At 42.1% G+C, this 25,391-nt stretch carries 22 protein-coding genes and 1 rRNA gene; 15 read left to right on the top strand and 8 right to left on the bottom strand.

The genetic code is table 11. The features are described from left to right. From rrf to FTU75_RS12415, 5 genes are all read left to right on the top strand, one after another. A 5S ribosomal RNA gene (gene rrf, locus FTU75_RS12435) occupies positions 1 to 115 on the top strand. A gap of 156 nt (positions 116 to 271) precedes the next feature. After that, positions 272 to 1,471 (top strand): MFS transporter, encoded by a 1,200-nt coding sequence (locus FTU75_RS12430; RefSeq protein ID WP_180116078.1) that lies wholly within the window; start codon positions 272 to 274, stop codon positions 1,469 to 1,471. Between the two features lie 315 nt (positions 1,472 to 1,786). Beyond that, positions 1,787 to 2,617 (top strand): M48 family metallopeptidase, encoded by an 831-nt coding sequence (locus tag FTU75_RS12425; protein WP_180116077.1) that lies wholly within the window; start codon positions 1,787 to 1,789, stop codon positions 2,615 to 2,617. A 226-nt stretch (positions 2,618 to 2,843) separates the two neighbouring features. After that, complete coding sequence (locus FTU75_RS12420) at positions 2,844 to 5,255, top strand: YgiQ family radical SAM protein (RefSeq protein WP_180116076.1); 2,412 nt, start codon at positions 2,844 to 2,846, stop codon at positions 5,253 to 5,255. Positions 5,256 to 5,689: 434 nt separating this feature from the next. Next, complete coding sequence (locus FTU75_RS12415) at positions 5,690 to 6,232, top strand: DUF2726 domain-containing protein (RefSeq protein WP_078189487.1); 543 nt, start codon at positions 5,690 to 5,692, stop codon at positions 6,230 to 6,232. A 77-nt stretch (positions 6,233 to 6,309) separates the two neighbouring features. Here FTU75_RS12415 and FTU75_RS12410 read toward each other — a convergent pair whose 3' ends face one another. The 6 genes from FTU75_RS12410 to mdtD form a co-directional block, all read right to left on the bottom strand. Next, positions 6,310 to 6,666 carry a RidA family protein gene (locus FTU75_RS12410; protein WP_180116075.1) on the bottom strand — a complete coding sequence of 119 codons (357 nt, stop codon included), beginning with the start codon at positions 6,664 to 6,666 and terminating at the stop codon, positions 6,310 to 6,312. 29 nt (positions 6,667 to 6,695) lie between these two features. Continuing rightward, a complete protein-coding gene (shiA, locus tag FTU75_RS12405; RefSeq protein WP_180116074.1) occupies positions 6,696 to 8,012 on the bottom strand; it encodes a shikimate transporter in 1,317 nt (438 codons plus the stop codon). 235 nt (positions 8,013 to 8,247) lie between these two features. Continuing rightward, complete coding sequence (dinB, locus tag FTU75_RS12400; RefSeq protein ID WP_180116073.1) at positions 8,248 to 9,303, bottom strand: DNA polymerase IV; 1,056 nt, start codon at positions 9,301 to 9,303, stop codon at positions 8,248 to 8,250. Between the two features lie 63 nt (positions 9,304 to 9,366). After that, complete coding sequence (locus FTU75_RS12395; RefSeq protein ID WP_180116072.1) at positions 9,367 to 10,380, bottom strand: MBL fold metallo-hydrolase; 1,014 nt, start codon at positions 10,378 to 10,380, stop codon at positions 9,367 to 9,369. A gap of 59 nt (positions 10,381 to 10,439) precedes the next feature. Next, entirely contained in the window at positions 10,440 to 11,225 is a 786-nt protein-coding gene (locus tag FTU75_RS12390) for a GH25 family lysozyme (protein WP_180116071.1), read from the bottom strand. A gap of 77 nt (positions 11,226 to 11,302) precedes the next feature. After that, positions 11,303 to 12,694, bottom strand: coding sequence for a multidrug transporter subunit MdtD (gene mdtD / locus FTU75_RS12385; RefSeq protein WP_180116070.1), 1,392 nt, complete (start codon positions 12,692 to 12,694; stop codon positions 11,303 to 11,305). A 200-nt stretch (positions 12,695 to 12,894) separates the two neighbouring features. Here mdtD and FTU75_RS12380 point away from each other — a divergent pair, with 200 nt between their 5' ends. Further along, the gene (locus FTU75_RS12380) at positions 12,895 to 13,032 is read left to right on the top strand and encodes a hypothetical protein (RefSeq protein WP_180116069.1); all 138 of its coding nucleotides are present in this window, start codon (positions 12,895 to 12,897) and stop codon (positions 13,030 to 13,032) included. Between the two features lie 156 nt (positions 13,033 to 13,188). Continuing rightward, positions 13,189 to 14,154, top strand: coding sequence for a hypothetical protein (locus tag FTU75_RS12375; protein ID WP_078189479.1), 966 nt, complete (start codon positions 13,189 to 13,191; stop codon positions 14,152 to 14,154). Positions 14,155 to 14,241: 87 nt separating this feature from the next. On the opposite strand, the gene FTU75_RS12370 is transcribed toward FTU75_RS12375, so the two are convergent. Then, a complete protein-coding gene (locus tag FTU75_RS12370) occupies positions 14,242 to 14,862 on the bottom strand; it encodes a TIGR00730 family Rossman fold protein (RefSeq protein WP_078192607.1) in 621 nt (206 codons plus the stop codon). Positions 14,863 to 15,182: 320 nt separating this feature from the next. Here FTU75_RS12370 and FTU75_RS12365 point away from each other — a divergent pair, with 320 nt between their 5' ends. From FTU75_RS12365 to FTU75_RS12340, 6 genes are all read left to right on the top strand, one after another. Beyond that, the gene (locus tag FTU75_RS12365) at positions 15,183 to 16,754 is read left to right on the top strand and encodes a TerC family protein (protein ID WP_180116068.1); all 1,572 of its coding nucleotides are present in this window, start codon (positions 15,183 to 15,185) and stop codon (positions 16,752 to 16,754) included. 130 nt (positions 16,755 to 16,884) lie between these two features. After that, positions 16,885 to 17,352: a YchJ family protein gene (locus FTU75_RS12360; RefSeq protein WP_180116067.1), complete on the top strand. Its 468-nt coding sequence runs from the start codon at positions 16,885 to 16,887 to the stop codon at positions 17,350 to 17,352. 59 nt (positions 17,353 to 17,411) lie between these two features. Further along, positions 17,412 to 18,056 carry a trimeric intracellular cation channel family protein gene (locus FTU75_RS12355; protein ID WP_078189475.1) on the top strand — a complete coding sequence of 215 codons (645 nt, stop codon included), beginning with the start codon at positions 17,412 to 17,414 and terminating at the stop codon, positions 18,054 to 18,056. Positions 18,057 to 18,200: 144 nt separating this feature from the next. Then, entirely contained in the window at positions 18,201 to 19,520 is a 1,320-nt protein-coding gene (locus FTU75_RS12350; RefSeq protein WP_180116066.1) for an MFS transporter, read from the top strand. 163 nt (positions 19,521 to 19,683) lie between these two features. Next, positions 19,684 to 21,903 (top strand): DNA topoisomerase IV subunit A, encoded by a 2,220-nt coding sequence (parC, locus tag FTU75_RS12345; RefSeq protein WP_180024223.1) that lies wholly within the window; start codon positions 19,684 to 19,686, stop codon positions 21,901 to 21,903. A gap of 149 nt (positions 21,904 to 22,052) precedes the next feature. Further along, the gene (locus tag FTU75_RS12340) at positions 22,053 to 23,732 is read left to right on the top strand and encodes a long-chain-fatty-acid--CoA ligase (protein WP_168378241.1); all 1,680 of its coding nucleotides are present in this window, start codon (positions 22,053 to 22,055) and stop codon (positions 23,730 to 23,732) included. 58 nt (positions 23,733 to 23,790) lie between these two features. Here FTU75_RS12340 and FTU75_RS12335 read toward each other — a convergent pair whose 3' ends face one another. After that, entirely contained in the window at positions 23,791 to 24,180 is a 390-nt protein-coding gene (locus FTU75_RS12335) for a hypothetical protein (RefSeq protein ID WP_078189471.1), read from the bottom strand. A 108-nt stretch (positions 24,181 to 24,288) separates the two neighbouring features. Here FTU75_RS12335 and FTU75_RS12330 point away from each other — a divergent pair, with 108 nt between their 5' ends. Continuing rightward, on the top strand, positions 24,289 to 24,687 hold the full coding sequence (locus FTU75_RS12330; protein WP_180116065.1) for an MAPEG family protein: 399 nt from the start codon (positions 24,289 to 24,291) through the stop codon (positions 24,685 to 24,687). A gap of 115 nt (positions 24,688 to 24,802) precedes the next feature. Then, positions 24,803 to 25,339: an inorganic diphosphatase gene (ppa, locus tag FTU75_RS12325; protein ID WP_078189469.1), complete on the top strand. Its 537-nt coding sequence runs from the start codon at positions 24,803 to 24,805 to the stop codon at positions 25,337 to 25,339. Positions 25,340 to 25,391: the final 52 nt, after the last annotated feature.

Raw genomic sequence — 25,391 nt, 5'->3', positions numbered from 1 at the left:
GCTGGCGACAATAGCAAGAGTGAACCACCTGATCCCTTCCCGAACTCAGAAGTGAAACCTCTTAGCGCTGATGGTAGTGTGGGGTTACCCATGTGAGAGTAAGTCATCGCCAGCTCATTATTCGAAAACACCCCCTTCAAAGCGAAGGGGGTGTTTTTTTATGCGGGGAAAAAAGGGGCGAAGAAAACAAAGAATTCTTCATTCATTTTTATGTGATTTTTAAATTAAAGGCTGAAAGGCGTATACTATCCGTGTCATTGATGGAAAGCTCATGTCTGATTTAGCTTCAAACGCTCATTATATTGAATACGGCACACGACCATTTCTTGCCATTTTATTTTCTTTATTTTTAGCAGGCTTCGCAATTTTTTCATCGTTGTATTGTGTACAACCGATGATGCCCATCTTTGCGGATTATTTTCATGTCAGTCCGACACATAGCAGTTTTCCTTTATCTTTTTCTACCATTGCCTTAGCAATAGGGCTGCTTTTCACCGGTTTGATTTCAGATCGATTCGGCCGCAAGCCTGTGATGGTCACTGCTTTATTTTTGGCGGCGTCACTTTCAATTATCAGTTCCATATTTGCACTTTGGGAAATATTTTTATTGAATCGCGTGCTGATCGGATTAAGTGTGAGTGGCGTTGCTGCAGTTGCAATGACTTATATAGGTGAAGAAATTGCGCAAAAAGATATAGGCTTTGCAATGGGCCTGTATATTTCAGGTACCGCTATTGGCGGAATGGGTGGTCGTCTCATTGCAGGGGTATTGATTGACTATATTAGTTGGCAAAATGCCATGATGATTATCGGCGTCATTAACCTATGTATAGCCACAGCATTCTTTTTATTACTTCCAGCATCTCAACATTTTCAAGCTTATCCCATTCGTTTCAACCGATTTTATGAATCTTTCGTTAAAAATTTAGCAGATCCTAAGCTGAGAATTTTATTCCTTCAAGGTTTTATCCTCATGGGATGTTTTGTCTCTATATTTAACTATATGAGCTACCACCTATTAGAAGAACCTTATCAACTTTCTCAAACATGGATTGGACTAATCTCCATAGCATATTTGGCAGGAATATATAGTTCACCTCGGGCTGCAAGTTGGGGGAAACGCTTTGGCCGGGCAAAAGTTTTACCTTCGATGCTGATCATGATGTTGTTGGGGCTGTTGATCATGCTCATTCCGGCATTTTGGTCAGTCATTTTAGGGCTGATTGTATTCACTTTTGCTTTTTTTGCAGCGCATTCCACGGCAAGTAGTTGGGTATCAGTTCAATCCCTGCAATACCGTGCCGTAGGTTCATCTTTATATTTATTTTGCTATTACTTAGGTTCTAGTATTTTGGGTAGCAGTAGTGGTTTGGTTTGGGAGATGTCTGGTTGGATTGGGTTGACGAGCTTTATTTCTGTTATCTTGATGATCGGTTTATTTTTAGCAATAAAATTGAATAAATTAAAATAGAAATATGTGAATAAGCTATTATTTAATATTCGTTTTACATCTATTTTTTAATATAAATAACACTGTAAAAATGGCGGAATTTATTATTTTTATGATTATACAACTTTGGTCTAATATTTCTTTTAAAAGGTGCCTCATAATAATGAAACGCATCACAATATAATAAATAAAATATTTTTGGTTATCATTTTTAAAATTTAATATATTTTTAAATAATTGATATTGAATGTTTATTTGTATTTTTTGAATGTTTTTGCATTTATTTTTGGTTAGAATTATATATAGATCATCATTGGTTTTAAACTGAAGGTGATTATGAAAAATATAACTATTTTAATGATGGCTTTGGTTTTTATCTTAATCTCAGCTTGTACAAGTACCACGAATTTAGGGACAGCAGGCGCAGAGCGAAAACAGTTTTTTATCGTTCCTCAAAAGTTATTAACTAAACAGGCGGATAGAACCTATCAACAATTTATTCATCAGGCGAAAGACAAGCAACTTTTGATCATTGATTCGAAATTGGATCAAGTTTTAAATAAACTCAAAAAAAATGCGGAGTTTTACCGTCAAGGTTCGAGTCAATGGGATTGGCAAGTCAGTGGGAATCTCAATAAAGATTTAAATGCACATGGTTTTCCAAGTGGGAAAATTGTCATTAACACAGGTTTGTATTGGAGTTTAAAGCTGAATGAAGATGAATTGGCATTTGTGATGGCGCATGAAATCGCACATGCATTGCGTGATCATCATCGTGAGAAGATTTCCCTGCTGTTTGCAAGTCAGGTGGCGATGATTTCTTCAACTGCGGGTATCGGTGCGCTTGCAACGGCTGCCAGTAGTGTGAGTGGGCAAGCGGTTTTTCTGCCTAAAGTTTCAAAATTTGAACTAGAAGCTGATGTCCTTGCACTTGATCTGATGTCGAAAGCGGGCTTTGATCCAAATGCAGCATTGAGTTTTTGGCAAAAATATCAGCAGGAAACGACACGCCGTCAAATGCTTGATGTAAAACCATTGATGACTCAAGATAGTATAGATAAGCGTAAGGTTTATATTGAAAAATATTTACCTGAAATGCACATTCAATTTCAACAGGCGCAGGCTGTAATGTTGAATAAAAATGCGATAACTCATGACACATTCTAGATTGATTTAAATTGTACAAAGATCCAAATGATTTTTAAATCTAGTTTTATAGTCGTGCTACAGCACTATTACATCTGATGTCTATATAAAACAATTCAATGATTCTCTAGCTATTGTATAAATTATAATCAAGCATGATGAATAGAATTCATGGTAAAATGATCGGCTTTCATCTTCTTTGATCTTTTTTCAGATCATTCCATCTGCCAGCCGAGAATTGCTAGCCATGTCTACTGCTTATACTATGCAGACTGCGCCAAAAGCGTTGTTTGATTACGACAAATATTGGGCGTCTTGTTTTGACCCTGCGCCATTTTTGCCGATGTCACGCGAAGAAATGGATCAACTCGGTTGGGACAGTTGTGACTTTATTTTGGTCTGTGGTGATGCCTATATTGACCATCCATCATTCTGCTCAGGCATTATTGGTCGTACTTTAGAAGCGCAAGGCTTCCGTGTGGGTATTATTGCACAGCCAGACTGGACCAATGTAGAAGCGTTCCGTGTATTGGGTAAACCAAATATTGCTTGGGGCGTGACTGCCGGCAACATGGATTCGATGATCAATCGTTATACGGCAGACCGTAAAATCCGTTCGGATGATGCCTATTCTCCGGATAATCAACCGAATAAACGTCCAGACCGTGCAGCAACGGTATATTGCCAACGTGTGCGTGAAGCTTATCCAGATGTGCCTGTATTATTGGGCGGTATTGAAGCCTCGCTGCGCCGTATTGCACATTATGATTATTGGTCAGACAAAGTCCGCCGTTCAGTATTGATGGACTCGAAAGCCGATCTATTGATGTATGGTAATGGTGAACGTTCAATCACGGAAATCATGCATCGTTTGGCTCGCGGTGAAAAAATCCAAGAGATTACGGATGTCCGCGGTACTGCATTTATTGTGAATAAAAATAACCGGGCTTCAAAAGCGAAGTTTGTTGAAATCGCATCAAATGATGTCGATGCGATTGGCCGTGTCGATCCGATCATTAATCCTTATGTGATGACTGAAGACCTTGAAGGCTGTGAAATCGAGAAAGACAAAGACAGCGTTACGCAATATCAGGGCTTCCAAAAAGAGGCGGTAGCAAATCCGATTGTTCGTGAAGGCGATAATTTAGACGCCGACACGCAAATCGTGCAGCTGCAACCTGCATCAAAAGCCATTAAGCATAAATTGCCGCCGCGTGAATTGGCGGTGATTCGTTTGCCTGCCTATGAAGATGTGGCGAATGATCCTGTGCTGTATGCACATGCCAACCGTATTTTGCATTTGGAAACCAATCCGGGCAATGCGCGCGCGATGGTACAAAAGCATGGTGAACGTGATGTCTGGTTAAATCCACCACCGATTCCATTGACGACGGAAGAGATGGACTACGTGTTTGATTTACCCTATGCACGTCTGCCACATCCTGCGTATGGTGAAGCGCGTTTTCCTGCCTTTGACATGATTAAGTTCTCTGTGAACATTATGCGCGGCTGTTTTGGCGGCTGTACCTTCTGCTCAATTACAGAGCATGAAGGGCGTATCATCCAAAACCGTTCTGAAGAATCGATTTTGCGTGAAGTTGAAAAAATTCGTGATACCGCACCGGGCTTTACTGGGATCATTTCTGACTTAGGCGGCCCAACGGCCAATATGTACCGTTTGGCATGTAAAGATCCTGAGATTGAAAAGAACTGCCGTAAGCCGTCGTGTGTATTCCCAGGTGTATGTCAAAACTTGCACACCGATCATGCGCCTTTAACCCAGTTATACCGTAAAGCACGTTCATTGCCGGGGATTAAAAAGATTCTGATCGGTTCTGGTTTACGCTATGACCTTGCGGTGTTAAACCCAGAATATGTCAAAGAATTGGTGACACATCACGTTGGCGGTTACCTGAAGATTGCGCCAGAACATACCGAAAAAGGCCCATTATCGAAGATGATGAAGCCGGGGATCGGGACCTATGACCGTTTCAAACAAATGTTTGATCGTTTCAGTAAGGAAGCAGGGAAAGAGCAGTATCTCATTCCTTACTTTATCGCAGCGCATCCGGGTACGACGGACTATGACATGATGAACTTGGCGATTTGGCTGAAGAAGAATGGTTTCCGTGCCGATCAGGTGCAAACCTTCTATCCATCACCAATGGCGACTGCAACCACCATGTATTACACCGGTAAAAACCCGCTGGCTAAAGTGGCGCGTTATACCGAAAATGTCGATATCGTGAAAGGTGAAAAACGCCGCCGTTTACATAAAGCCTTCTTGCGCTACCATGATCCAAACAACTGGCCATTGCTGCGTGAAGCGCTCAAAGAAATGGGCCGTCAGGATCTGATTGGTAACTCAAAACAGCATTTGATTCCGACGTATCAACCGGCTGGCAGTGCTGAGGGTCAATACCAATCTGCACGTAAAAAGAACTCAAGCATTGCGGGTGATTCACAAAAACGTACAGGCGAACAAGGTAATCGGACTAAGGCTGCTCAATCGCGTCCTTCAAATACCAAGAAGCGTCCTGAGCGCGGTCAAATCTTGACGCAGCATACTGGTCTGCCGCCGCGTGAAACGGGTGATGCGAAAAAACCTTTTGGCGGTCCGAAACCCAAAGGAAAATCGAAGTCTAAATCACGCGCTTAAAATGGATAGATAAAAAAAGACACTTCGGTGTCTTTTTTTATGGGTGTTATGCTCGGCAGCATCAGACAATTTGCATTTTTATATGCTGTTACAAGCTCAATGCCATATGTGTGTCGGTTATCTCAATGAAATACGAGCAAAATTTGACAGCTTATCGGAATAGTCTGACAGTGAGAGGAAATGCACTTGCTGTCGTTTTAGCGAATGATCTAAAGTATCTGTATATAGCAATGGATGCTATTACTCTGAACGAAGTGGCATGTGATGTTTGACGCTTTAAGTTTGCAACTTTTTGTCAGTTTAAATACGTATTGTGTGAAAGTTAGAGTTATTTTTTTTAATAGGAAATTAAAAAAATAATACTGGTTGTATACTTCGTCTTCAAAAGAAGTATGTCAAAAACCAAAAATATAAGAAATATAAAGGATTATGAGATGACTATATACATAGTAATAGGGAGTATTTTACTCTTCTGTGTGCTCATAATGGCTTGGAAAAGTTTAGAAGGTGATTCTAAGCAACAAGATAGCGCATTGAAACAACGTGCTATTTTCAACATTAATGAGCAATTAACCTACACGCGTTTAAAAGAAATTTTGCCTAAGCATACGATCCTTGCGCACGTGTCTTTTGATGCACTGTTGACTACGAAATACTATCGTACGCGGAATAAGTATCGAAATATGGTAGCGGACTTTGTCGTCCTAGATGAACAGCATCAGATCTTGGCGATCGTCGCTTTAGATGATCCAATGGTGCTAAAACGGATGCAGCAGTCGCAATATCAAGATGCTTTGCTCGCTTTGGCAGGCTATCGGGTCATTCGTTATGATGATGTGCCTGAGTACGTTCAATTACGCGAAGATTTCTTAAATGAGCAGCGTGTACAAGCGCCATTTGTACCGGTTAATGATCTGAAAAAATATCATTTATATTCAGATTTGGAACGTAAAAAGATCAAAATTATTGGATCTTAGGGATTCAAAGAGCAAAGTCTTTTGCAAAAAAAGCATGTCTTCAGACATGCTTTTTTATCGCTGTCCGGGCTTAATGGTTATTCAGGCTTAATGGCTACGACCGTTAATTCTACCCGTACACGCGGGTCGTATAATTTGGCTTCGACACAAGTCCGTGGTAATGCTTCAATGTCTGACACCCACGCATCCCATACCTCATTGAATGCTGCATAATCCTGTTCAATATCTTTAAGATAAATGGTCACTGACATAATCTGGCTTTTATCTGTGCCGGCATCTGCAAGTAATTGATCAATGATTTCAAATGTTTGCTGTGTTTGTCCTTTGATATCTAAGTCAAGGTCTGTTGCCAATTGACCTGCCAAATGGACCAATTGACCAGAAATAGCGATTTCGGAGAAGCGTTTTGAAACATGCAGGCGTTGGATGGTCATGCGGAATATCCTGAAAGCAAAAAGGTCACTTAATCTTGAGTTTTAGGCATTGTAGCTGCAACCAAGGCCGTCAATAAACAGCCGACAGCAAGGTAGATTGCCACATAATGCCATGAGCCATCACCCCAAATCACCAAAGCTGCTGCAATCATTGGGGTAAAGCCACCACCGATAATACTGGCCACTTGATAGCCGACACCTGCGCCACTGTAGCGATAGGCGGTACCAAACAAGGAGGTAAAAATCGGTTGGTGTACACTCACCACCATATCATGGGCAATATTGGCAAGGAAAATTGCACCGACAATAATCAGCCAAGTATTTTGTGCATCAAGGGCCATAAAGAATGGAAAAGCTGAAAGCGCACCAATCAATCCACCAAGAACACACATTTTACGATGATCAAATCGATCTGCTAACCACGCAAAGAGGGGAATGCTGAAGCAGCTAATTGCACCAACCATTAAAGTGATATTAAGGAAGAACTGTTTGTCCATGCCCAATTGAGCGGTGGAATAATTCAGTGCAAAGTTCGTCACCAAATACATGGTGAGTAACTCGGTCAAGCGCAGCGAAATAATGTAGAAAAAGGCTTTGGGGTGTTGGCTAATCGCTTGCAGAATCGGTAATTTTTGCGGCGTTTGCTTAGCTTTGACCACATTGTCGACGAATTCTTGAGATTCGTCTTGATCACGTCGGATCCACATTGCGATAGCCAGCAAGACAATACTGGCAATAAAGGGAATTCGCCACGCCCAATCAGCAAAAGCATCTTCACCCAAAGTGGCAATAATCAAAGACACAGCGCCTGTTGCCAGAACGAGTCCGACGCCATAGCCAATTTGTACACCACTACTGTAAAAGGCTTTTTTGCCTTTCGGGGCATTTTCTACAGCCATCAGGGCAGCGCCGCCCCATTCACCACCGACAGCAAAACCCTGTATTGCCCGAAGTGTTACGAGCAGGATCGGGGCCCACCAACCGATGGCCGCAAAATTGGGTAATAAACCGATACCGACAGTCGAAATCCCCATCAGGATGACGGTGAGCACCAACATTTTTTTCCGACCCAGCTTGTCACCAAAATGTCCAAACACAATGCCGCCTAAGGGGCGGAACAGGAAGCCGACGCCAAAGGTCGCCAAGGCTGCCAAGGTTCCCATATTGTTGCCAATACTGGGGAAAAACTGATCTTTGAAAATGAGTGCGGCAACAATGCCATAAAGTAAAAAATCGTACCAATCGACTACGGCACCAATGAAGCTACTTAATGCGGCTTTACGCGCACGTTGTTCTTGATTTTGTGAAATATTTTGAAGATTTGGAGCAGTTTTTGCAGAAGGCATACAGCGGGGTATTCCATGATTGACAACAGAGTTGCCCTGTAATATTCGGATTTGATCGTCACGCCAATCACAGGACAGCATGCTGAAAGTAAAGGTGATTTTCAGCATCTCAGCGCATACACGGATAATGTAGTGCGCTGATAGAGTACTCTAATTTTAGGCTTTGTGAATAGCAAAGTGCTTTAATTTTGTTCTTCTGCCTAAATCTTAAGCAAATACGATCTTCTTGAAGTTTTTAGAGCAGCGAAAGTTGTGTTTCTTGGTTTTGCGCACTTAATTGATAGACCCCTACGCCAATCAGGCGAAATTGATCTTCCTCAGAAATATGCATTTCATGCAGTAATCGCTGCAATACCTGCGCAAGGTCTTCACGATGATTCAGTGACGTTTTAAAACTTTTACTGTGCTGTAGCACTTGGAAATTCTTCAGTTTTAATTTGGCCGATACACCGCGCGCGCTTAACTGCTTTTTTTCTAAACTTGACCAAACTTGGTCAATCAATTTGGGCCAATAGGGCTGACATTGGCTCAGGGTGAGATCATCATCAAAAGTGGTTTCTTTGGAAATCTGCTGACGCTCGCGGCTAGATTGGACCGGTCGTTCATCAATCCCTTGTGCATACAGATAGAGTTGTCGGCCATATTTACCGAAATGATGAATCAGAACGGCTTCTTCAATTTGTTGTAAATCACCCAATGTATTGAGTTGCATGGCTTTTAATTTTTCTTGAGTCACTTTTCCCACACCGGGAATTTTTTTCAGTGCCAAGTCATGGATGAAATGCAAAACTTGAGACGGTTTGATAATACAAATGCCATTGGGTTTGTTCCAATCAGAAGCAACTTTAGCCAAAAATTTATTGGGCGCGACACCTGCGGAGGCAGTTAAACCAGTGCTTTGTAAAATCTCTGCCTGAATTCGCATAGCGACTTCAGTGGCACTCGGAATATGTTGTAAATTTTCTGTGACGTCCAAATAAGCTTCGTCTAAAGATAGAGGTTCAATCAGCGACGTATAGCGTTGAAAAATCGCATGAATTTGCGCCGAAACGGCACGATATTTTTCAAAATTAGGTTCGATCACCACGACCTGTGGGCAGAGTTTACGGGCCTGTGCCATCGACATTGCAGAACGTAAACCAAATTCACGTGCAGGATAGGACGCAGCACAGATGACTGCACGAGGGTGATGTGAAGACACAACAACAGGAAGCTGCTTGAGTTCTGGACGTTCCCGCAGCTCTACTGACGCAAAAAATGCATCCATGTCGATATGTATGATTTTCCTCATGCCTAATTAGATCAGTGCCTAAAAATTGAATGTCAGTATCGCACAGTCAATCCAGCGCTTTCCTCAATTTTTTAACTCGAACGACACAGGTTGACTGAGTAAAACCACCTTGTTGTTTTGAGCTGCTGCCGACTGTATCAATAGATTTAGGCTTTGAGGGGTGTCATCGGCAAAGCGAGGTAAAAATTCGAGCTCTGGATTCAGTGGTTTGAAAAAATTATCCCAATGAATTGGAATCACGGTGCTGGGTTGAAGAGTCGCTAAGGTTTCTTTGAAATATTGCTGTTGAAACGCTGCCGTTTGCTTGGAAAGCTGAGCGATGCCTAAAAATAAAGTATCGACTTTTAGTTTTTGCAACTGTTTGGGCACAGCACCTGTACTGGCTTTGACTAAACTGTAATGCGGCCCATATTGGATGAGATAATCATATGATCCACCTTCTTTAAACTGACTAAAATGTGCAGGGAGTTGCAGTGGCTGCGAAATTTCTTCCCCCAAATCATCATTAACGGCCGTTGGCGGAGTATGTTGCGAGGGGATGGCAGTAATGGTGAATTTACCGATTTGCATCGGCTGCCAAGCTTGAACTTCGTGTAATTGTGATTCAGCGATTGGCATTGCCCGTGCAATATTTAAGGTGCTTTTAGAGCCGACAATCATGGCCTGAGGGAGCTGGTGGGCCAACATTGGAATATCGAGCGCATGATCATAATGTGAATGAGTCACGAAAATAGCACGTGTGCGTTTTAAGTCGTATTGGTCGATATAGCTGTGTAATAAAGGTCGATCACTTTGAATCTGAGTGAATATGGTCTGACTAAGCGATGGACGAGTAAAGAAGCCATCGATGAGGATTTGCGCTTGACCATCGTCAAACAGTAAGGTCGAAACGCCAAAGAACTTTACGTGATAGGGCAAGTTAGAGAGATTATCTGCCGCGTTTTGTGTGGGATGTTGATAATGCCACGTTTTAAACGCTGCCAAGGTCCCTGAAGGTTGGATCAAATAAGCCAATATCCCAATGGCGAGGATCATAAAGATTGAAAATATAATAAGAAAAATTTTTAAAATACGCATCCTGCGACTCAGTTTTCATGGATTATTTTGTTCGATGTTGTCCTGAGTCGGTGATTAAATCAACGGGGTTTGATCGGGGAAACGCCGTTTTTGTCTAAAAACTCAGTCCATGCCTTGGCATCACCTGAAAATACATTTAAATCGACGGTGGTCGAGATGCCTTGAATTTTTCCTTGATTGGTATGTTGCCAAATCAGCCATTTCGGATTGTTTTTTAGATCGGGTGGGCCTTTATATTCGCGGACCCACAGCGGCGTCTGTTTAAACTCGCCAGCTAAGACAATATTATAAAAAGACTTCGAGGTATAAAAAATCGGTTGTTTGCCATAATGGCGGTGCAAGCGATCATGCATATAGCTGATTTCTTTGAGTAACTGCTCTTTGCTGTAGGTGTTAATGCAGTTGGTGTCATATTCCAAATCAATCACGGGAGGAAGGGCATCGGCTTTTTTCGGCACGGAAGCAATAAAATTTTCCGCCTGAATCTTGCCATCACGGCACAGACGGTAAAAATGATAGGCCCCAACTAAAAAGCCGTTTTCCCGTGCTTGTAACCAGTTGTCTTGAAATTTTCGATCTTTAAAATCGCCACCTTCTGTGGCTTTGAGATAAACGAATTGGTATTTTTTAGGTGAAATTTTTGACCATTGAATATCTTTTTGATGATGAGAAACATCAAAACCTTTGACGGGATATTCTTCTGCAGATGCATGGCGATGCGGCATCACGGCTAAATAACCTAATCCAGCCACCGCCAAGACGCCGCTGATAGCGCTGAGTGCAATAATCGGGCTGTATTTTTTGAGTGAACTTTTAGAGGTACGTGATTTGGCTTTTTTAGGCATGAAAATGTATCCAAGTATCCATTTTATCATAACCCTTTAAGGGCTGATCTGTCATAGATTTGCCCGATGACACAGGTTTAGACATCCACATGTTTAGGAATCTGCCAAAAAATCGCTGCGGTAATCAGGTTAATGCAGCCGAGTAAAATCAAGGTGCTATGGAATGCCGTTTCGATTTGTGCAGGACCATGATAGGCCGTAAACACGTTGACTAAAGTCCCTGCCAAAGCCACACCAATACTCATGGATACCATCATAATCATCGACAAGAAACTGTTGCCACTGCTGGCATCTTGTTGGGGTAAATCTTTGAGGGTTAAGGTATTCATCGAAACGAATTGCAGCGAGTTTAAAATACCAAAAATAAAAAAGTGTAAGGCACGTAACCAAGTGGGGGTTTCAGCCGTAGAGAGTGCAAAACTGCAAATACAGGCACCGACCAAGAAAGTATTTACCAATAACACTTTACGATAGCCAAAGCGTTGAATAATTTGACGAATAATCGGTTTTGATGCCAATGAACCGAGTACCGTCGGTATCATCAATAAACCTGTGATAAAAGGCTCAAAGCCAAAAGCCACTTGTAGCATTAAGGGAATCAAAAATGGCATGGCATTGCCGCCAAGGCGGGCAAAGAAGTTGCCGATAATACCGATGGCATAGATCCGATTTTGAAATAATTTACTGCGAAACAGCGCATTGGCGTGGGTATGTGCATGAAAGGCATAGATCAAACTAGCGATGATCCCCGCAGCGACCAAAAGTAGGCTCCACCATAGCGGCAGATGCGGGCTGGCAAAGTTTTCAATGCCTAACGATAAACCCACCATGGCGATGACCAATAAGAAAAAACCCATAAAGTCGAAGCGTTGTACGCTCGGTTCGGTCACATTGGGCATGGCTTTAAAGGTAATGAGTACCCCTAACAGTCCCATTGGAATGTTAATTAAAAAAATCCAATGCCAAGTTGCGACTTCCACCATCCAACCGCCAAGGGTAGGGCCTATTAAGGGGCCAATCAAACCGGCAAGGCTCATCAGACTCATAGCCGATAAAAACTGTGTCCGAGGAATCACTTTAAGCATCGCCAAACGCCCAACAGGTAGCAGTAATGCGCCACCTATGCCTTGAATTACCCGATAAACTAGCAGCTCATTCAGGCTATTGGCCATGCCGCAGCCTAGCGATGCAAACGTAAAAATAATAATGGCTGTGAAATACGTATTTCGTACACCAAAACGATCGGCCAACCAACCACTTAAGGGAATACACGCCGCAACTGACAAGACATAGGCCACGACCACACTATGCATTTGAAGTGGGTCTTCACCTAGACTTCTCGCCATCGCTGGGATTGCGGTATTGACGATGGTCGTATCCAGCCCTTGCATAAAAAAGCCAATAGAGACCAATAGCACAAGAAGTCTAAATTCGGGTTGTAAAGCCTGATGCGTTGGCGTGCTATTCATAAGTCAATAAAGCTGAGATTTTTAAACAGTTTAAATGAATATTGCCATTTGGATGTAGTAAAAGCTTTGCATAATTGAGCCAAAAAATTGCAAGAAAAATGCAATGAAAGTTTAATCTCTATGCAAACTAATGTTTATAACTTGGTCATATTTAAATAAAAGACGAATGAAAACATGAAACTACAAGTTTCGGCACTGATGTGATTAAACAAGGCGATGTGGGACCTGAAGATCTGATTTTTATTGCCGCCAAAGATTCGCCCAATGCCCAACCTTTGTTGGTGGTTGGAAATGAAGTGAACGGTAGCACTGCGGTTTATCAGATTAAATTGAAATAATTTAATTTTAAATTGTTGTTTTATCTAAAATTTTTATTTTAATGTCGAGAAAAGCACGGCACAAAATTGTATGAACGCCAGATAAACTGTCATAATGCGCTCAAGTCCTTCATTTATTGGAGGGCTTTTTCTTTATGGCAAAGGTGTTTTGTTTTCATGACAATCGAAATTCTGATGGTCATAGGCTTCTGTCTCGCGGCCTATTCTATTGTCGGTAATGATGTGCCACAGACATTGGGAACCTTTATTTCATCCAATGCGCATCGCCCTTGGTGGCTGTTGTGGATCTATGTCAGCAGTATTCTAGCTATTGTATTGGTTTATGGTTGGTACAGTTCTGGCGTGGGGGATGCATCTTATGGTCGTTTAGAAACGATTCCATTTCCCGCAGAAGGGGTAACGTGGCTCTATATTGTGCCACCGATCTTACTGATCATTTTGACTCGCTACGGGATACCGGTCAGCACCACATTCTTAGTGTTAACAATTTTCTCTCCGAGTAGTCTCGGCTCGATGTTAACCAAGTCGATGATGGGTTATGCGGTAGCTTTTGTTGTCGCGATTATTGTTTATCGTTTTGTGATTAAAGGCATCTCGGTTTATTTCAGTAAAACACGTGATGAAACCCCCTCGAATATTTGGGTGGGACTACAGTGGGTTTCGACGGCATTTTTATGGAGTCAGTGGCTGATTCAGGATTTGGCCAATATTTTTGTCTACGTCCCTCGTCAGGTGCCGCTGGAGTTCCTGATTTTTGCAATTGTGGTGTTTATCGTACTGCTTGGGATCATTTTGTACCAACGTGGTGGGGCGATTCAGGGCATTATCGACACCAAAACAGGTGTGGCTGATATCCGCTCGGCAACCATTATCGACTTTATGTATGCCTTGATTTTATTGGTGTTCAAAGAGTGGAGTAATATTCCAATGAGTACCACTTGGGTATTCTTGGGCTTACTTGCAGGACGTGAATTTGCCATGTCCATGCATTTACATGAAGTGAATAAATATCGAACTTCACGAAATGTCAGCAAAGATGCGATGAAATTGATGCTTGGTTTATTGATGAGTATTTTCTTAGCGACAACATTGCCATGGTTCTATCGTGTGGTGTCAGGTTAAGTCGGCACGATCTTGATTTGAAGTAGGACATCGAGCAATAAAAAAAAGGGGAATACTTTATTCCCCTTTTTGACATCTAAAATACAGTTAGACCACGAAATTTTTCGGGCAATCTAAATTTTTCAGTGCGCTAAAGATCTGCTTCGAAGAATTACATACGATCAGTTTGGCACGATGCTGCGGCGGCAAGAAACCTTCAGCGACCGCATGGTCTAATTGTGCAATTAGTGCATCATAGAAGCCATTGACGTTATAAAGCATCATCGGTTTTTGGTGTTGATTCAACTGTCCCCAAGTGGCGATTTCTAAAATTTCTTCGAATGTACCGAGACCACCGGGCAGAGCAACAAAGGCACTTGCACGTTCTGCCATCATGGCTTTACGCTCATGCATACTGCGCACGACGTGTAGTTCAGTCAAATGATTATGTGCAATTTCATAATCCAACATAAACTCAGGAATCACACCCACGGCTTCGCCGCCATGATCGACCACAGCGTCAGCGACTTGACCCATCAGGCCAATACTGGCGCCACCATAGACCAGACCAAAACCATGTTCAGCCAAGCCTTGCGCTAATGCGATGGCTTTTTCTTGATAAATTGGATTGTTACCAGAGCGGGAGCCGCAATACAGTGCGATTAAAGGTTGTGTTGTAGCAGGAGAAGGATTACCACGTTTTTCTGTCATTTTTAATCCGCTATTCATTACGTTTTAATTTTACCTTAGCATGTTATTTTTTATGACACTACATTGGCAGCTAAATATGACAATTTAATGTCATCATTGGGTTTAAATTCTTCCATACTGAGATTGTACTTTGGTAAAAAAGGGTGAATTTTTACCTTAACTTGCTATACTTAAAACTTCATTTTAAGCTAAAGAACCGTCATGGGTAGTGGTTGTTGTCACTCAGCACACATCAAAATATTAGAAAGAACGCCATTAAAAGCGTTTGCGCATGTCCAATGCATTTCATCTTCAAATCAGCATGATCCACGTGTGAATAACATTCAGGAGATACAATTATGATCTTTGAATGGATGTCCGACCCATCTGCATGGGTGGGTTTATTGACACTGGTGGTGCTTGAGATTGTTTTAGGTATCGATAACCTGGTTTTTATTGCGATTCTTGCGGAAAAATTACCGCCAGAACAGCGTAATACTGCACGGATTGTCGGCTTATTGCTTGCACTGTGTATGCGATTGATCTTACTGGCCTCGATTGCATGGGTGGTGACTCTAACCAACCCACTGTTCCATATTTTCGACCATCCATTTTCCGGTCGAGACCTGATTTTACTGTTTGGTGGGGTGTTCTTGCTATTTAAAGGCACCATGGAACTGCGTGAACGTCTTGAAAACAAGCCTATGCTAAAGGAAGAAAATCCTGTGCATGCGACGTTTTGGATGGTGATTGTGCAGATTGTGGTGCTCGATGCCGTGTTCTCGCTCGATAGCGTGATTACCGCTGTCGGGATGGTGAAACACCTTTCTGTCATGATGATTGCGGTCATTATTGCTGTCGGCATTATGCTGTGGGCATCTAAACCACTGATGAACTTCGTGAACCGTCACCCAACGGTGGTGATTCTGTGCCTGTGCTTCTTAATGATGATCGGTTTCTCGCTCTTGGTCGAAGGCTTTGGTTTCCATATTCCAAAAGGTTACTTATACGCTGCCATTGGTTTCTCTGTCATGATTGAGTTCTTGAACCAAACCATGCGTCATAATCAGGAAAAAATGGTGACAACCACAGACTTACGTTATCGCACAGCCTCAGCAGTGATGCGTATGCTCGGTGGGAAAAATGTTGCAGACAATCAAAATGAAAATGAAGATGTGCTTGCAACACGTGCTTTTGCTGATGAAGTCTTTGATGAAGACAATGGGGTTTACCACAGTGTCATGGTACAAGGGGTACTGGGTTTATCTGAGCGTCCAGTAAAGTCAGTGATGACACCTCGTCCTGAACTAGAATGGATTGACTTAGATGAAGCGCCTGAAGCGATTCGTGCTCAATTACTCAGTACCACGCATTCACGTTTGATCGTGGCCCATGGCGAGTTAGACAATATCGCGGGTGCGGTACTGACTCATAAAGTCATGAATGACTATATTGAAACGGGCGTACTCGATTTTGAAAAACATCTCCGTGAGCCTGTGGTGGTGCATGAAAATGCTCAAGTTTTGATGGTGATGGAACAGCTACGTCAAGCGCCGTTGCAAATGGCCTTGGTGTTAAACGAATACGGTTCAATTGAAGGGATTGCAACACCGATCGATGTCTTAGAAGCGATTGCTGGTGAGTTCCCTGATGAAGATGAACCAGAGACGGCAGCAGAAAGTCTCGATGATGGTTCATTGTTACTCGATGGCTCAACCGACATTCGTCATGTGTCTTTATTGTTGGGTCGTGACTTGGTGGATGATGCTGAACAGTATTCGACATTGTCTGGATATATCTTATTTCATTTGGGCCGTTTACCAGCCAATGGTGAAAAATTCAAAGCGGATGAACACATCTTTGAAGTGGTCACAATGGATGGTCATAAGATCGAAAAAGTGCATGTCATTCCCATGCCAACTGAAGATTAAGCTGAGGCCAAGAGAACATTCAGCTTAATCTATATAGATCAATATTGATTCACATACTGCTGATGAAAATTGTGTGGAAAGATCCGTTAAAATAGCCTGCATTGTCAGGCTATTTTTTATGGAAACAAATATGTCACAAGTCCAGTGTCCATGTGGCAAAGGTGAGTATGGTAGCTGTTGTCAGCCCTTACATGCGGGGGGTGAAAATGCACAGACTGCAGAGCAGTTGATGCGTTCACGTTATAGTGCTTTTGCAAAGCATGAGATTGATTATATTGTACAAACAACTGCACTTAGACAGCAGCAAGCCTTGGATATTAGTGCCATTGCAGCGTGGAGTCAGGTCAATCAATGGTTAAAACTTGAGGTGGTACAGGCTCAAGAAAAGCTCGATAAAAATCATGCTCAAGTTGAATTTAAAGCCCATTATCACGATGGGCAGCAAGCGCAGGTACATCATGAAATTTCACACTTTGTGAAGTTCGAGCAGCGCTGGTATTTCCTTGATCCGACCACAGAGATGCAAATCACCATGAAGCAACCCTGTATTTGTGGTTCTGGACGAAAATTTAAACAATGTTGTGCGCAATTTTTATAACATTTGAGCAGATTTAGCTTAGAATAGCGCGCATCTCAACCCTCAGTGGAAGAAGGGCGATGTTACTTACCGTTATTTATATTATCGCAATCACGGCAGAAGCAATGACAGGTGCATTGTCTGCGGGTCGGCGGAGTATGGACTGGTTTGGGGTAACATTGATTGCCTGTGTCACGGCACTGGGGGGCGGTTCGGTTCGTGATGTGCTACTTGGGCACTATCCACTGACGTGGGTTAAGCATCCTGAATATCTCATGCTGACCTGCTTTGCTGCATTTGTCACCATCCTGATTGCAAAGTGGATGCGTCATCTGCGTAATATCTTCTTGGTTCTCGATGCCTTGGGTCTCATTGGTTTTACCATTATTGGCTGTCAAATCGCTTTAGAAATGGGACATGGTTTTGTCGTTTCTGCGGTAGCAGGGGTACTAACGGGCGTCTCTGGCGGTATTTTACGAGACATCCTGTGTAACGATGTCCCGCTGGTGTTCCGTCGTGAACTTTATGCCAGTATTTCTTTTGTGTCCGTGATTTGTTATTGGCTCTGCATTGAGATTGGCTTATCGCTAGAATTGACCGTCATTGCGACGCTCATTTTCGGTTTCACCTTACGTCTGATCGCCATTTACTTTGGCTTAGAAATGCCTAAATTTATTTATAAAGATGATGATGATCAGTCAGTATCTTCAAAAGATTTGTCATAGCCGCGTTGCTATAACATCACATTAAAATGCTGAAAAGGCGGATCAATGGTCGGTCTTTTGCATGGATCTATACTAAAAAACGCAAAATCATACATCCTGTTGGGAAAGCAGTGTTCATCCTTCCACCAGTTCAGAGATCTTGTTATGGACTTAGTCTCACGTATACAACGCTTACCCATCGGTAAGTTTCACTACACTTTACTTTGGGTTATTGGCCTTGGCTGGATGTTTGATGCCATGGATACGGGACTCATTTCCTTTATCTTAGCGAAAATGGCTGAAGATTGGGCCATGACGCCAAATGATAAAAGTTGGGTGGTTTCGATTGGTTTTGTTGGGATGGCGATCGGCGCGGTGTTTTCTGGAGGACTGGCAGATCGCTTCGGCCGAAAAACAGTCTTTGCATGGACATTGGTGATTTATAGCTTAGCCACCGCTGCATGTGCGTTTGCACCTAATCTAACTTGGTTGTTGGTATTTCGTTTTATTGTCGGCTTAGGTTTAGGTGGACAACTCCCAGTCGCGGTGACTTTGGTCAGTGAATATATTCCAGCGCATGTGCGTGGCCGTTTTATTGTCTTACTAGAAAGTTTTTGGGGACTGGGCTGGTTGGTTGCTGCATTGGTCTCACGCTTTATTATTCCTGATTTTGGTTGGCATGCAGCGTTCCTGATTGGCGGTATTCCTGCGTTATATGCAATCGTGATTTGGAAAATGGTGCCCGAATCGGTGCCTTATTTAATCAACCGTGGACGTTTTGATGAAGCGCATGCATTGGTGAAAAAGATTGAAGCCAAATGTGGTGTAGAAGTTGTTGAAATTTTTGAGGTCAAACCGGTTGCTGAAAAACATGACATCAGTTTTTCACAGTTGTGGTCAGGCATTTTTGCACGTCGTACTTTAATGCTGTGGCTCATTTGGTTCGGTATCGTCTTTTCTTATTACGGTATTTTTACATGGTTACCAAGCTTATTGGTCAAAGAAGGCTACACCATTGTTCAATCCTTTGAATATGTTTTGGTCATGATTTTGGCACAATTGCCGGGTTATATTGCAGCGGCATGGTTGGTCGAAAAATTGGGTCGTAAAGCTACTTTGGCGGGCTTCATTGGGATGTGTGCCATTTCGGCATATTTCTTCGGTCAGTCTGGCAGTGTGACAGAGATTGTGATTTGGGGCTGTTTAATGTCTTTCTTTAATCTCGGTGCTTGGGGCGTACTTTATACCTATACACCAGAACAATATCCGGCCAATATTCGTGCCTTTGGTTCGGGCTGGGCGGGTGCCATTGGTCGGATTGGGGGCATTGCAGCACCTTTTGCCGTGACACATATGATGGATATGGATCATGGTTTTAGCTATGTCTTTATGATGTTTACTGCAGTCTTAATTGCAGTTGCTGTGGTGATTTTGGTTTTAGGTGAAGAAACCAAGGGCAAAACTTTAGAATCCATCGGTCTATAAAGACTGTTGAATTTTTAGTTGATCATGGTGAATAAAATGGATATTTTTACGCCATAAGACACAATTTGTCGCAGAGTGTTAGATCATCCCCTTGTATAGGGGACACCTGCGACATAGCATAAGAACCCAATAAAGAACGAACAATTTAGGATTACAGGTTGTTATGACAAGCCTTGCGCATCATGCGACAGAAAACCGTTCCGTAGCAGAATTTACCGAACAAGCATATCTCAACTACGCCATGTACGTGATTATGGATCGTGCATTGCCACATATCAGTGATGGTCTAAAACCCGTTCAGCGTCGTATCGTCTATGCGATGAGTGAACTCGGGTTAAAGCCAACGGGTAAGCCAAAAAAATCTGCACGTACGGTTGGTGATGTACTGGGTAAATACCATCCTCACGGTGACTTAGCTTGTTATGAAGCCATGGTCCTCATGGCGCAGCCGTTTAGTTATCGCTATCCATTTATTGAAGGTCAGGGAAACTGGGGCTCACCAGATGATCCGAAATCCTTCGCAGCAATGCGATATACCGAAGCAAAACTGTCTGCGTATAGTGATTTATTATTGTCTGAGTTAGGACAAGGGACTTGTGATTGGCAGGATAACTTTGATGGTTCGATGAAAGAGCCAGTGAATTTACCGGCACGTGTTCCAAATATTTTACTCAACGGCACAACGGGTATTGCAGTGGGTATGGCAACCGATATTCCACCGCACAACTTACGTGAAGTGGTGAAGGGCACCATCGCCTTAATTCGCAATCCAAACTTAACCGATGAGAAAGTCGCAGAATATATTCCTGCACCTGATTTGCCTACACGTGCGGAAATTATTAGTTCTCCAGAAGAATTACTTAAAATTCAAACCACGGGTCGCGGTAGTTATCGAACTCGTGCTGTGTACAGTATTGAGAAAAATGAAATCGTGATTACGGAGTTACCGTATCAGGTTTCAGGTTCGAAAGTGATCACGCAGATTGCAGATCAAATGCAGGCGAAGAAGTTGCCATTGGTCACGGACTTACGTGATGAGTCAGATCATAAAAACCCAACACGTTTAGTGATCGTCCTGCGCTCGAATCGTATTGATGCTGAATCGGTGATGAGTCACCTATTTGCAACCACCGACTTAGAGTCGAGCTATCGTGTCAATATGAACATGATTGGCGCTGACGGTCGTCCGCAAGTGAAATCGATCCGCCGTATTTTGTTGGAATGGATCGAAATCCGTAAAAATACCGTAACACGTCGTTTGACTTATCATCTGAATAAAATTGAAAAACGATTACATATACTTGCAGGCTTGATCATTGCCTATCTGAATATTGATGAAGTGATTCGAATTATTCGTGAAGAAGATCAGCCTAAACCGGTGTTGATGACGCATTTTAATATCGATGAAATTCAAGCCGAAGCCATTTTAGAACTCAAGTTACGTCATTTGGCAAAACTTGAAGAAATGGAAATGCGCCGTGAACAAGAAGAACTGGAAGCCAAAGCTGCCATTATTCGTGAACAATTGGCGAATCCTGAATCATTAAAAGCCTTGATCATTAATGAACTGAAAGAAGATGCGAAGAAATTTGGTGATGACCGCCGTTCTCCAATTGTGAAACGTGCAGAAGCCCATGCGATTAATGAACAAGATATGCTTCCTGCAGATCCTGTGACTGTGGTGTTGTCTGAAGCAGGTTGGATTCGCTCGGCGAAAGGTCATGAAGTCGACGCTGAGAACTTAAATTTCCGTGCAGGTGACCAATATCTCAGCCATGCACAAGGTAAATCAAATCAACGCGTTTATGTATTGGATGATGCTGGTCGAAGCTATGCTTTGGGCATCAATACCTTGCCATCTGCGCGTGGTTTAGGTGAGCCACTGAGTTCTAAGCTTGCACCTGCAAGTGGTGTCGGCTTTAAACAAGTGTTTATTGCTGAAGATGAAACAGAAGTCTTGGCAATGAGCAGTAAAGGCTATGGCTTTAAAACCCAAGCGAAAAATCTCGATACCAATGCAAAAGCGGGTAAAGCTTTCCTTAGCTTGTCTGAAGGGGCGGCGGTTATGAATTTAACGGCAATTGAGAATGCAACACATCTTGCACTCCTCAGTTCTGCGGGGCGTTTGCTGTTGGTTGAGCTTGATGAATTACCAGTCCTGAATAAGGGTAAAGGTAATAAATTGATACAACTTGAGGCAAAAGATCAAATTGTATCCATGACAACTTTGAATTTAGATGAAATAATTCAAGTGCTTGCAGGTAATCAACAATTAAAGCTTAAAGGCGACGATCTGCAAAAATATGTGGGCAAACGCGCATCGAAAGGCGTGTTGTTACCACGTGGATATCAAAAAGCAAATAAACTGTTCATTCAAAGATAATACTAGCATCCATGGAACGAAATACGTTATATATGCTGTTATTCGTGAAATGGATGCAATATTAAGCACAAACAAGTTAAATAATGACCGCTTAATATTGAAAAAAAACAGTTGGATTATTAAGGATTACGACAGGAGAATTGGGCGTTATGGAAAAGATTTGGTTCGCTGAATACCAAAAGACAGGGATTCCAGAAACTGTAGAATTACCCGCAGAAAATACCTCATTGGTCGATATTTTTGAGCGTAATTTCCAGAAGTTTGGCTCAAGAGATGCCTTTATCTTTATGGATAAAGTCTTAACTTTTAAAGAACTTGATGAGGCTAGCCGTAAATTTGCAACTTATTTGCAAAGCTTAGGTTTGGCCAAAGGTTCACGCGTTGCAGTCATGATGCCGAACGTTCTTCAATATCCTGTTGTCGCATTGGGTGTATTCCGTGCTGGCTTGGTATTGGTCAACGTGAATCCACTGTATACCTCTCGTGAACTTGAGCATCAATTGAATGACTCTGGTACAGAAGCTCTTGTTATTATTGAAAACTTTGCATCTGTTTACCAAGCTATTATTGGTAAAACCCCAGTAAAACACGTGATCGTGGCATCTGTGGGTGACATGCTTGGTACGCTGAAAGGCACATTGGTTAACTTTGTATTACGTTCAGTACGTAAACAAATTCCAGCTTGGAACATTCCAGGTCATATTCGCTTTAATGCAGCAATGTCTAAAGTGAGTGCAAACAATTACAAACGTCCAAACTTAACTTTAAGTGATACTGCTGTACTTCAGTATACCGGTGGTACAACTGGCGTATCTAAAGGCGCAGAATTGACCCATCGTAACCTTGTGTCAAATATGTTGCAGTGTGATGGTATTTTCCAAAGTAAATTTGGTCAGAAAGATGGTCAGCCAGATGATCGTATCTTCTGTGCATTACCGCTGTATCACATCTTTGCATTTATGGTGTGTGCACTTTACGGTATGTACAAAGGTCAGGCAAACGTATTGATTCCTAACCCGCGTGACCTACCTGCGGTAATGAAAGAATTACGTAAATACCAACCTTCATTCTTCCCAGCAGTGAACACATTGTTCAATGCTTTGGTGAACAATGAAGAGTTCAAGCAACTTGACCACAGTAAGCTAAAAATGGCGATGGGTGGTGGTATGGCAGTGCTTCCTTCGACTGCAGAAGCGTGGAAGAAAGTTACAGGTACCAATATTATCGAAGGTTATGGTTTATCAGAAACTTCACCTGTTGCAACCGCAAACCCTCCAGCATCAATGGAATTCAGCGGTACGATTGGTATTCCATTGCCACTGACTGAAGTTGCTATTTTAGATGATGATGGCAATGAAGTTGCTCAAGGTGAGCAAGGTGAAATTTCGATTCGTGGTCCTCAAGTCATGAAAGGCTATTGGAACCGTCCAGATGAAACTGCCAAAGTAATGACGGCGGACGGTTTCTTCCGTACAGGTGACATTGGTGTCATGGATCCACGCGGTTATGTGAAGATTGTAGACCGTAAAAAAGACATGATTTTGGTGTCTGGCTTCAACGTTTATCCTTCTGAAATTGAAGAAGTTGTTGCAAAACATCCAAAAGTGCTAGAAGTTGCTGCGATTGGTGTTCCTGATGAAAAATCAGGTGAAGTACCTAAATTATTCGTTGTGAAAAAAGATCCATCTTTAACGACTGAAGAAGTTTTGGCATTCGCAAAAGAAAACTTAACTGGCTATAAACGCCCACGTTATGTTGAATTTATGGATGAATTACCAAAATCAAACGTTGGTAAAATTCTACGTAAAGATTTGCGTAAAACCGCATAATACGATGCATAAAAAAAGCGCCTTCGGGCGCTTTTTTTATCGCTTTAAATTTAGCTCATTAAAGCTTGCCTTTATTCATCGACCAGCGATCAAAGTAGCGACGTCCTACTCCAAAAACACCTAAGAAAATAAACATCGCACCGAACTGACGACTAAAGCCGGATTGGTTATAGCTGCCATAGGTTAAAATATTGTCGACTAAACAATACAGTGCAATGACAATGACCCAATGCCAAAGGGGAAGTTGCTTGATAGAAACTGCATAGAATGCAATCCACATGATGACAAAGCTGAAAACAGTCGACCAGACATTTAAGTTGGCGCAGATCACAGCAAGTAAAAATGCAGTCACAGGAATGACGATTTTTAGAACACGATCGACGCGAAGCTGATGGCGTTTTTGCTCTTCAAGAACTTCAAATAATTGATCTTGATCAGAAGTACTCATAGAGGATCCTTTCATCTGCCGATTATAAAAACACTATATTTAACAAAAATTATTCACGAAATGCCATGGTATTATAGCAGCCATAAAAATCTTCCTGAGAAAAAACACATGCACAGCATCAGTGGGATCATCTATCTCATTTTGGCCGCTTGTTTATTGCCATATGTATTTACATTTATTGCGAAGCGAGCTGCAGGTTTTAAGTCGAGTGATAATCAAAATCCACGTGAAGTTTTAGCGCGCTCTACAGGGGTGGCGAGCCGCGCACATGCAGTGCAGCAAAATAGTTTTGAAAGTTTACCATTATTTATTGCAGCTATTTTAATGGCTGAATACATGGTGATTCATCAGCAATACATCATGACCTTTGGGATTGCCTATCTCGTTTTACGCGTTATTTATGGGTTATGTTATTTAGCCAATTGGGCAACTTTACGTTCGATCATTTGGACCTTGTCGATGTTGTGCCCAATTTGCCTGATGTTATTGGTCATTAAATTAAGCTAAATGTTCTGCTTGATGATTAAATTATCAGCATGATCGCTAAAATCACAAAAAAAGCGATAAAACCGTTATAATTGTGCCGGATTAAAAGATTTAACTTTGTTTAAAGAGTGATGCTATGAGCTACAGCAATATCCCAGCGGGTAAAGATGCACCAAACGACATCTATGTCATTATTGAAATTCCTGCAAATGCAGCACCAATCAAATACGAAATCGATAAAGATTCTGATGCGTTATTTGTAGACCGTTTCATGGGTACTGCAATGTTCTACCCAGCGAACTATGGTTATGTTCCAAATACATTATCTTTGGATGGTGACCCACTAGACGTACTTGTGGTAACTCCACATCCAGTAGAACCAGGTTCTGTAATTCGTTGCCGTCCTGTTGGTAAATTGAACATGGAAGATGACGGTGGTGTTGACGCAAAACTCGTTGCGGTTCCACACGACAAATTGACTCCGCTTTATAAAGATGTTCAAGAATATACAGATCTTCCTGCGTTATTGATCAATCAAATTGAACATTTCTTCCAACACTACAAAGACTTAGAGCCTGGTAAATGGGTTAAGTTAAGTGGTTGGGAAGGTGCTGATGTTGCTAAACAAGAAGTACTTAGCTCAATTGAAGCTTACAAAGCTGCGAACAAATAATATTGTTTTAAGCTGAGCATCGTTTTTATATAAAAACGATGCTCATAAAAAA

It is taken from the genome of Acinetobacter sp. YH12140, assembly GCF_013418475.1.
GTDB lineage: Bacteria > Pseudomonadota > Gammaproteobacteria > Pseudomonadales > Moraxellaceae > Acinetobacter > Acinetobacter amyesii.
The sequence above is the reverse complement of the archived record's forward strand: the minus strand, read 5'-3'. Positions and strand labels throughout refer to the sequence as shown.

Bases quoted from the DNA above. Each gene is read 5' to 3' on its own strand.
- FTU75_RS12430 (WP_180116078.1), top strand. From the start codon at position 272: ATGTCTGATTTAGCTTCAAACGCTCATTATATTGAATACGGCACACGA.
- FTU75_RS12425 (WP_180116077.1), top strand. From the start codon at position 1,787: ATGAAAAATATAACTATTTTAATGATGGCTTTGGTTTTTATCTTAATC.
- FTU75_RS12420 (WP_180116076.1), top strand. From the start codon at position 2,844: ATGTCTACTGCTTATACTATGCAGACTGCGCCAAAAGCGTTGTTTGAT.
- FTU75_RS12415 (WP_078189487.1), top strand. From the start codon at position 5,690: ATGACTATATACATAGTAATAGGGAGTATTTTACTCTTCTGTGTGCTC.
- FTU75_RS12410 (WP_180116075.1), bottom strand. From the start codon at position 6,666: ATGACCATCCAACGCCTGCATGTTTCAAAACGCTTCTCCGAAATCGCT.
- shiA (WP_180116074.1), bottom strand. From the start codon at position 8,012: ATGCCTTCTGCAAAAACTGCTCCAAATCTTCAAAATATTTCACAAAAT.
- dinB (WP_180116073.1), bottom strand. From the start codon at position 9,303: ATGAGGAAAATCATACATATCGACATGGATGCATTTTTTGCGTCAGTA.
- FTU75_RS12395 (WP_180116072.1), bottom strand. From the start codon at position 10,380: ATGCGTATTTTAAAAATTTTTCTTATTATATTTTCAATCTTTATGATC.
- FTU75_RS12390 (WP_180116071.1), bottom strand. From the start codon at position 11,225: ATGCCTAAAAAAGCCAAATCACGTACCTCTAAAAGTTCACTCAAAAAA.
- mdtD (WP_180116070.1), bottom strand. From the start codon at position 12,694: ATGAATAGCACGCCAACGCATCAGGCTTTACAACCCGAATTTAGACTT.
- FTU75_RS12375 (WP_078189479.1), top strand. From the start codon at position 13,189: ATGACAATCGAAATTCTGATGGTCATAGGCTTCTGTCTCGCGGCCTAT.
- FTU75_RS12370 (WP_078192607.1), bottom strand. From the start codon at position 14,862: ATGAATAGCGGATTAAAAATGACAGAAAAACGTGGTAATCCTTCTCCT.
- FTU75_RS12365 (WP_180116068.1), top strand. From the start codon at position 15,183: ATGATCTTTGAATGGATGTCCGACCCATCTGCATGGGTGGGTTTATTG.
- FTU75_RS12360 (WP_180116067.1), top strand. From the start codon at position 16,885: ATGTCACAAGTCCAGTGTCCATGTGGCAAAGGTGAGTATGGTAGCTGT.
- FTU75_RS12355 (WP_078189475.1), top strand. From the start codon at position 17,412: ATGTTACTTACCGTTATTTATATTATCGCAATCACGGCAGAAGCAATG.
- FTU75_RS12350 (WP_180116066.1), top strand. From the start codon at position 18,201: ATGGACTTAGTCTCACGTATACAACGCTTACCCATCGGTAAGTTTCAC.
- parC (WP_180024223.1), top strand. From the start codon at position 19,684: ATGACAAGCCTTGCGCATCATGCGACAGAAAACCGTTCCGTAGCAGAA.
- FTU75_RS12340 (WP_168378241.1), top strand. From the start codon at position 22,053: ATGGAAAAGATTTGGTTCGCTGAATACCAAAAGACAGGGATTCCAGAA.
- FTU75_RS12335 (WP_078189471.1), bottom strand. From the start codon at position 24,180: ATGAGTACTTCTGATCAAGATCAATTATTTGAAGTTCTTGAAGAGCAA.
- FTU75_RS12330 (WP_180116065.1), top strand. From the start codon at position 24,289: ATGCACAGCATCAGTGGGATCATCTATCTCATTTTGGCCGCTTGTTTA.
- ppa (WP_078189469.1), top strand. From the start codon at position 24,803: ATGAGCTACAGCAATATCCCAGCGGGTAAAGATGCACCAAACGACATC.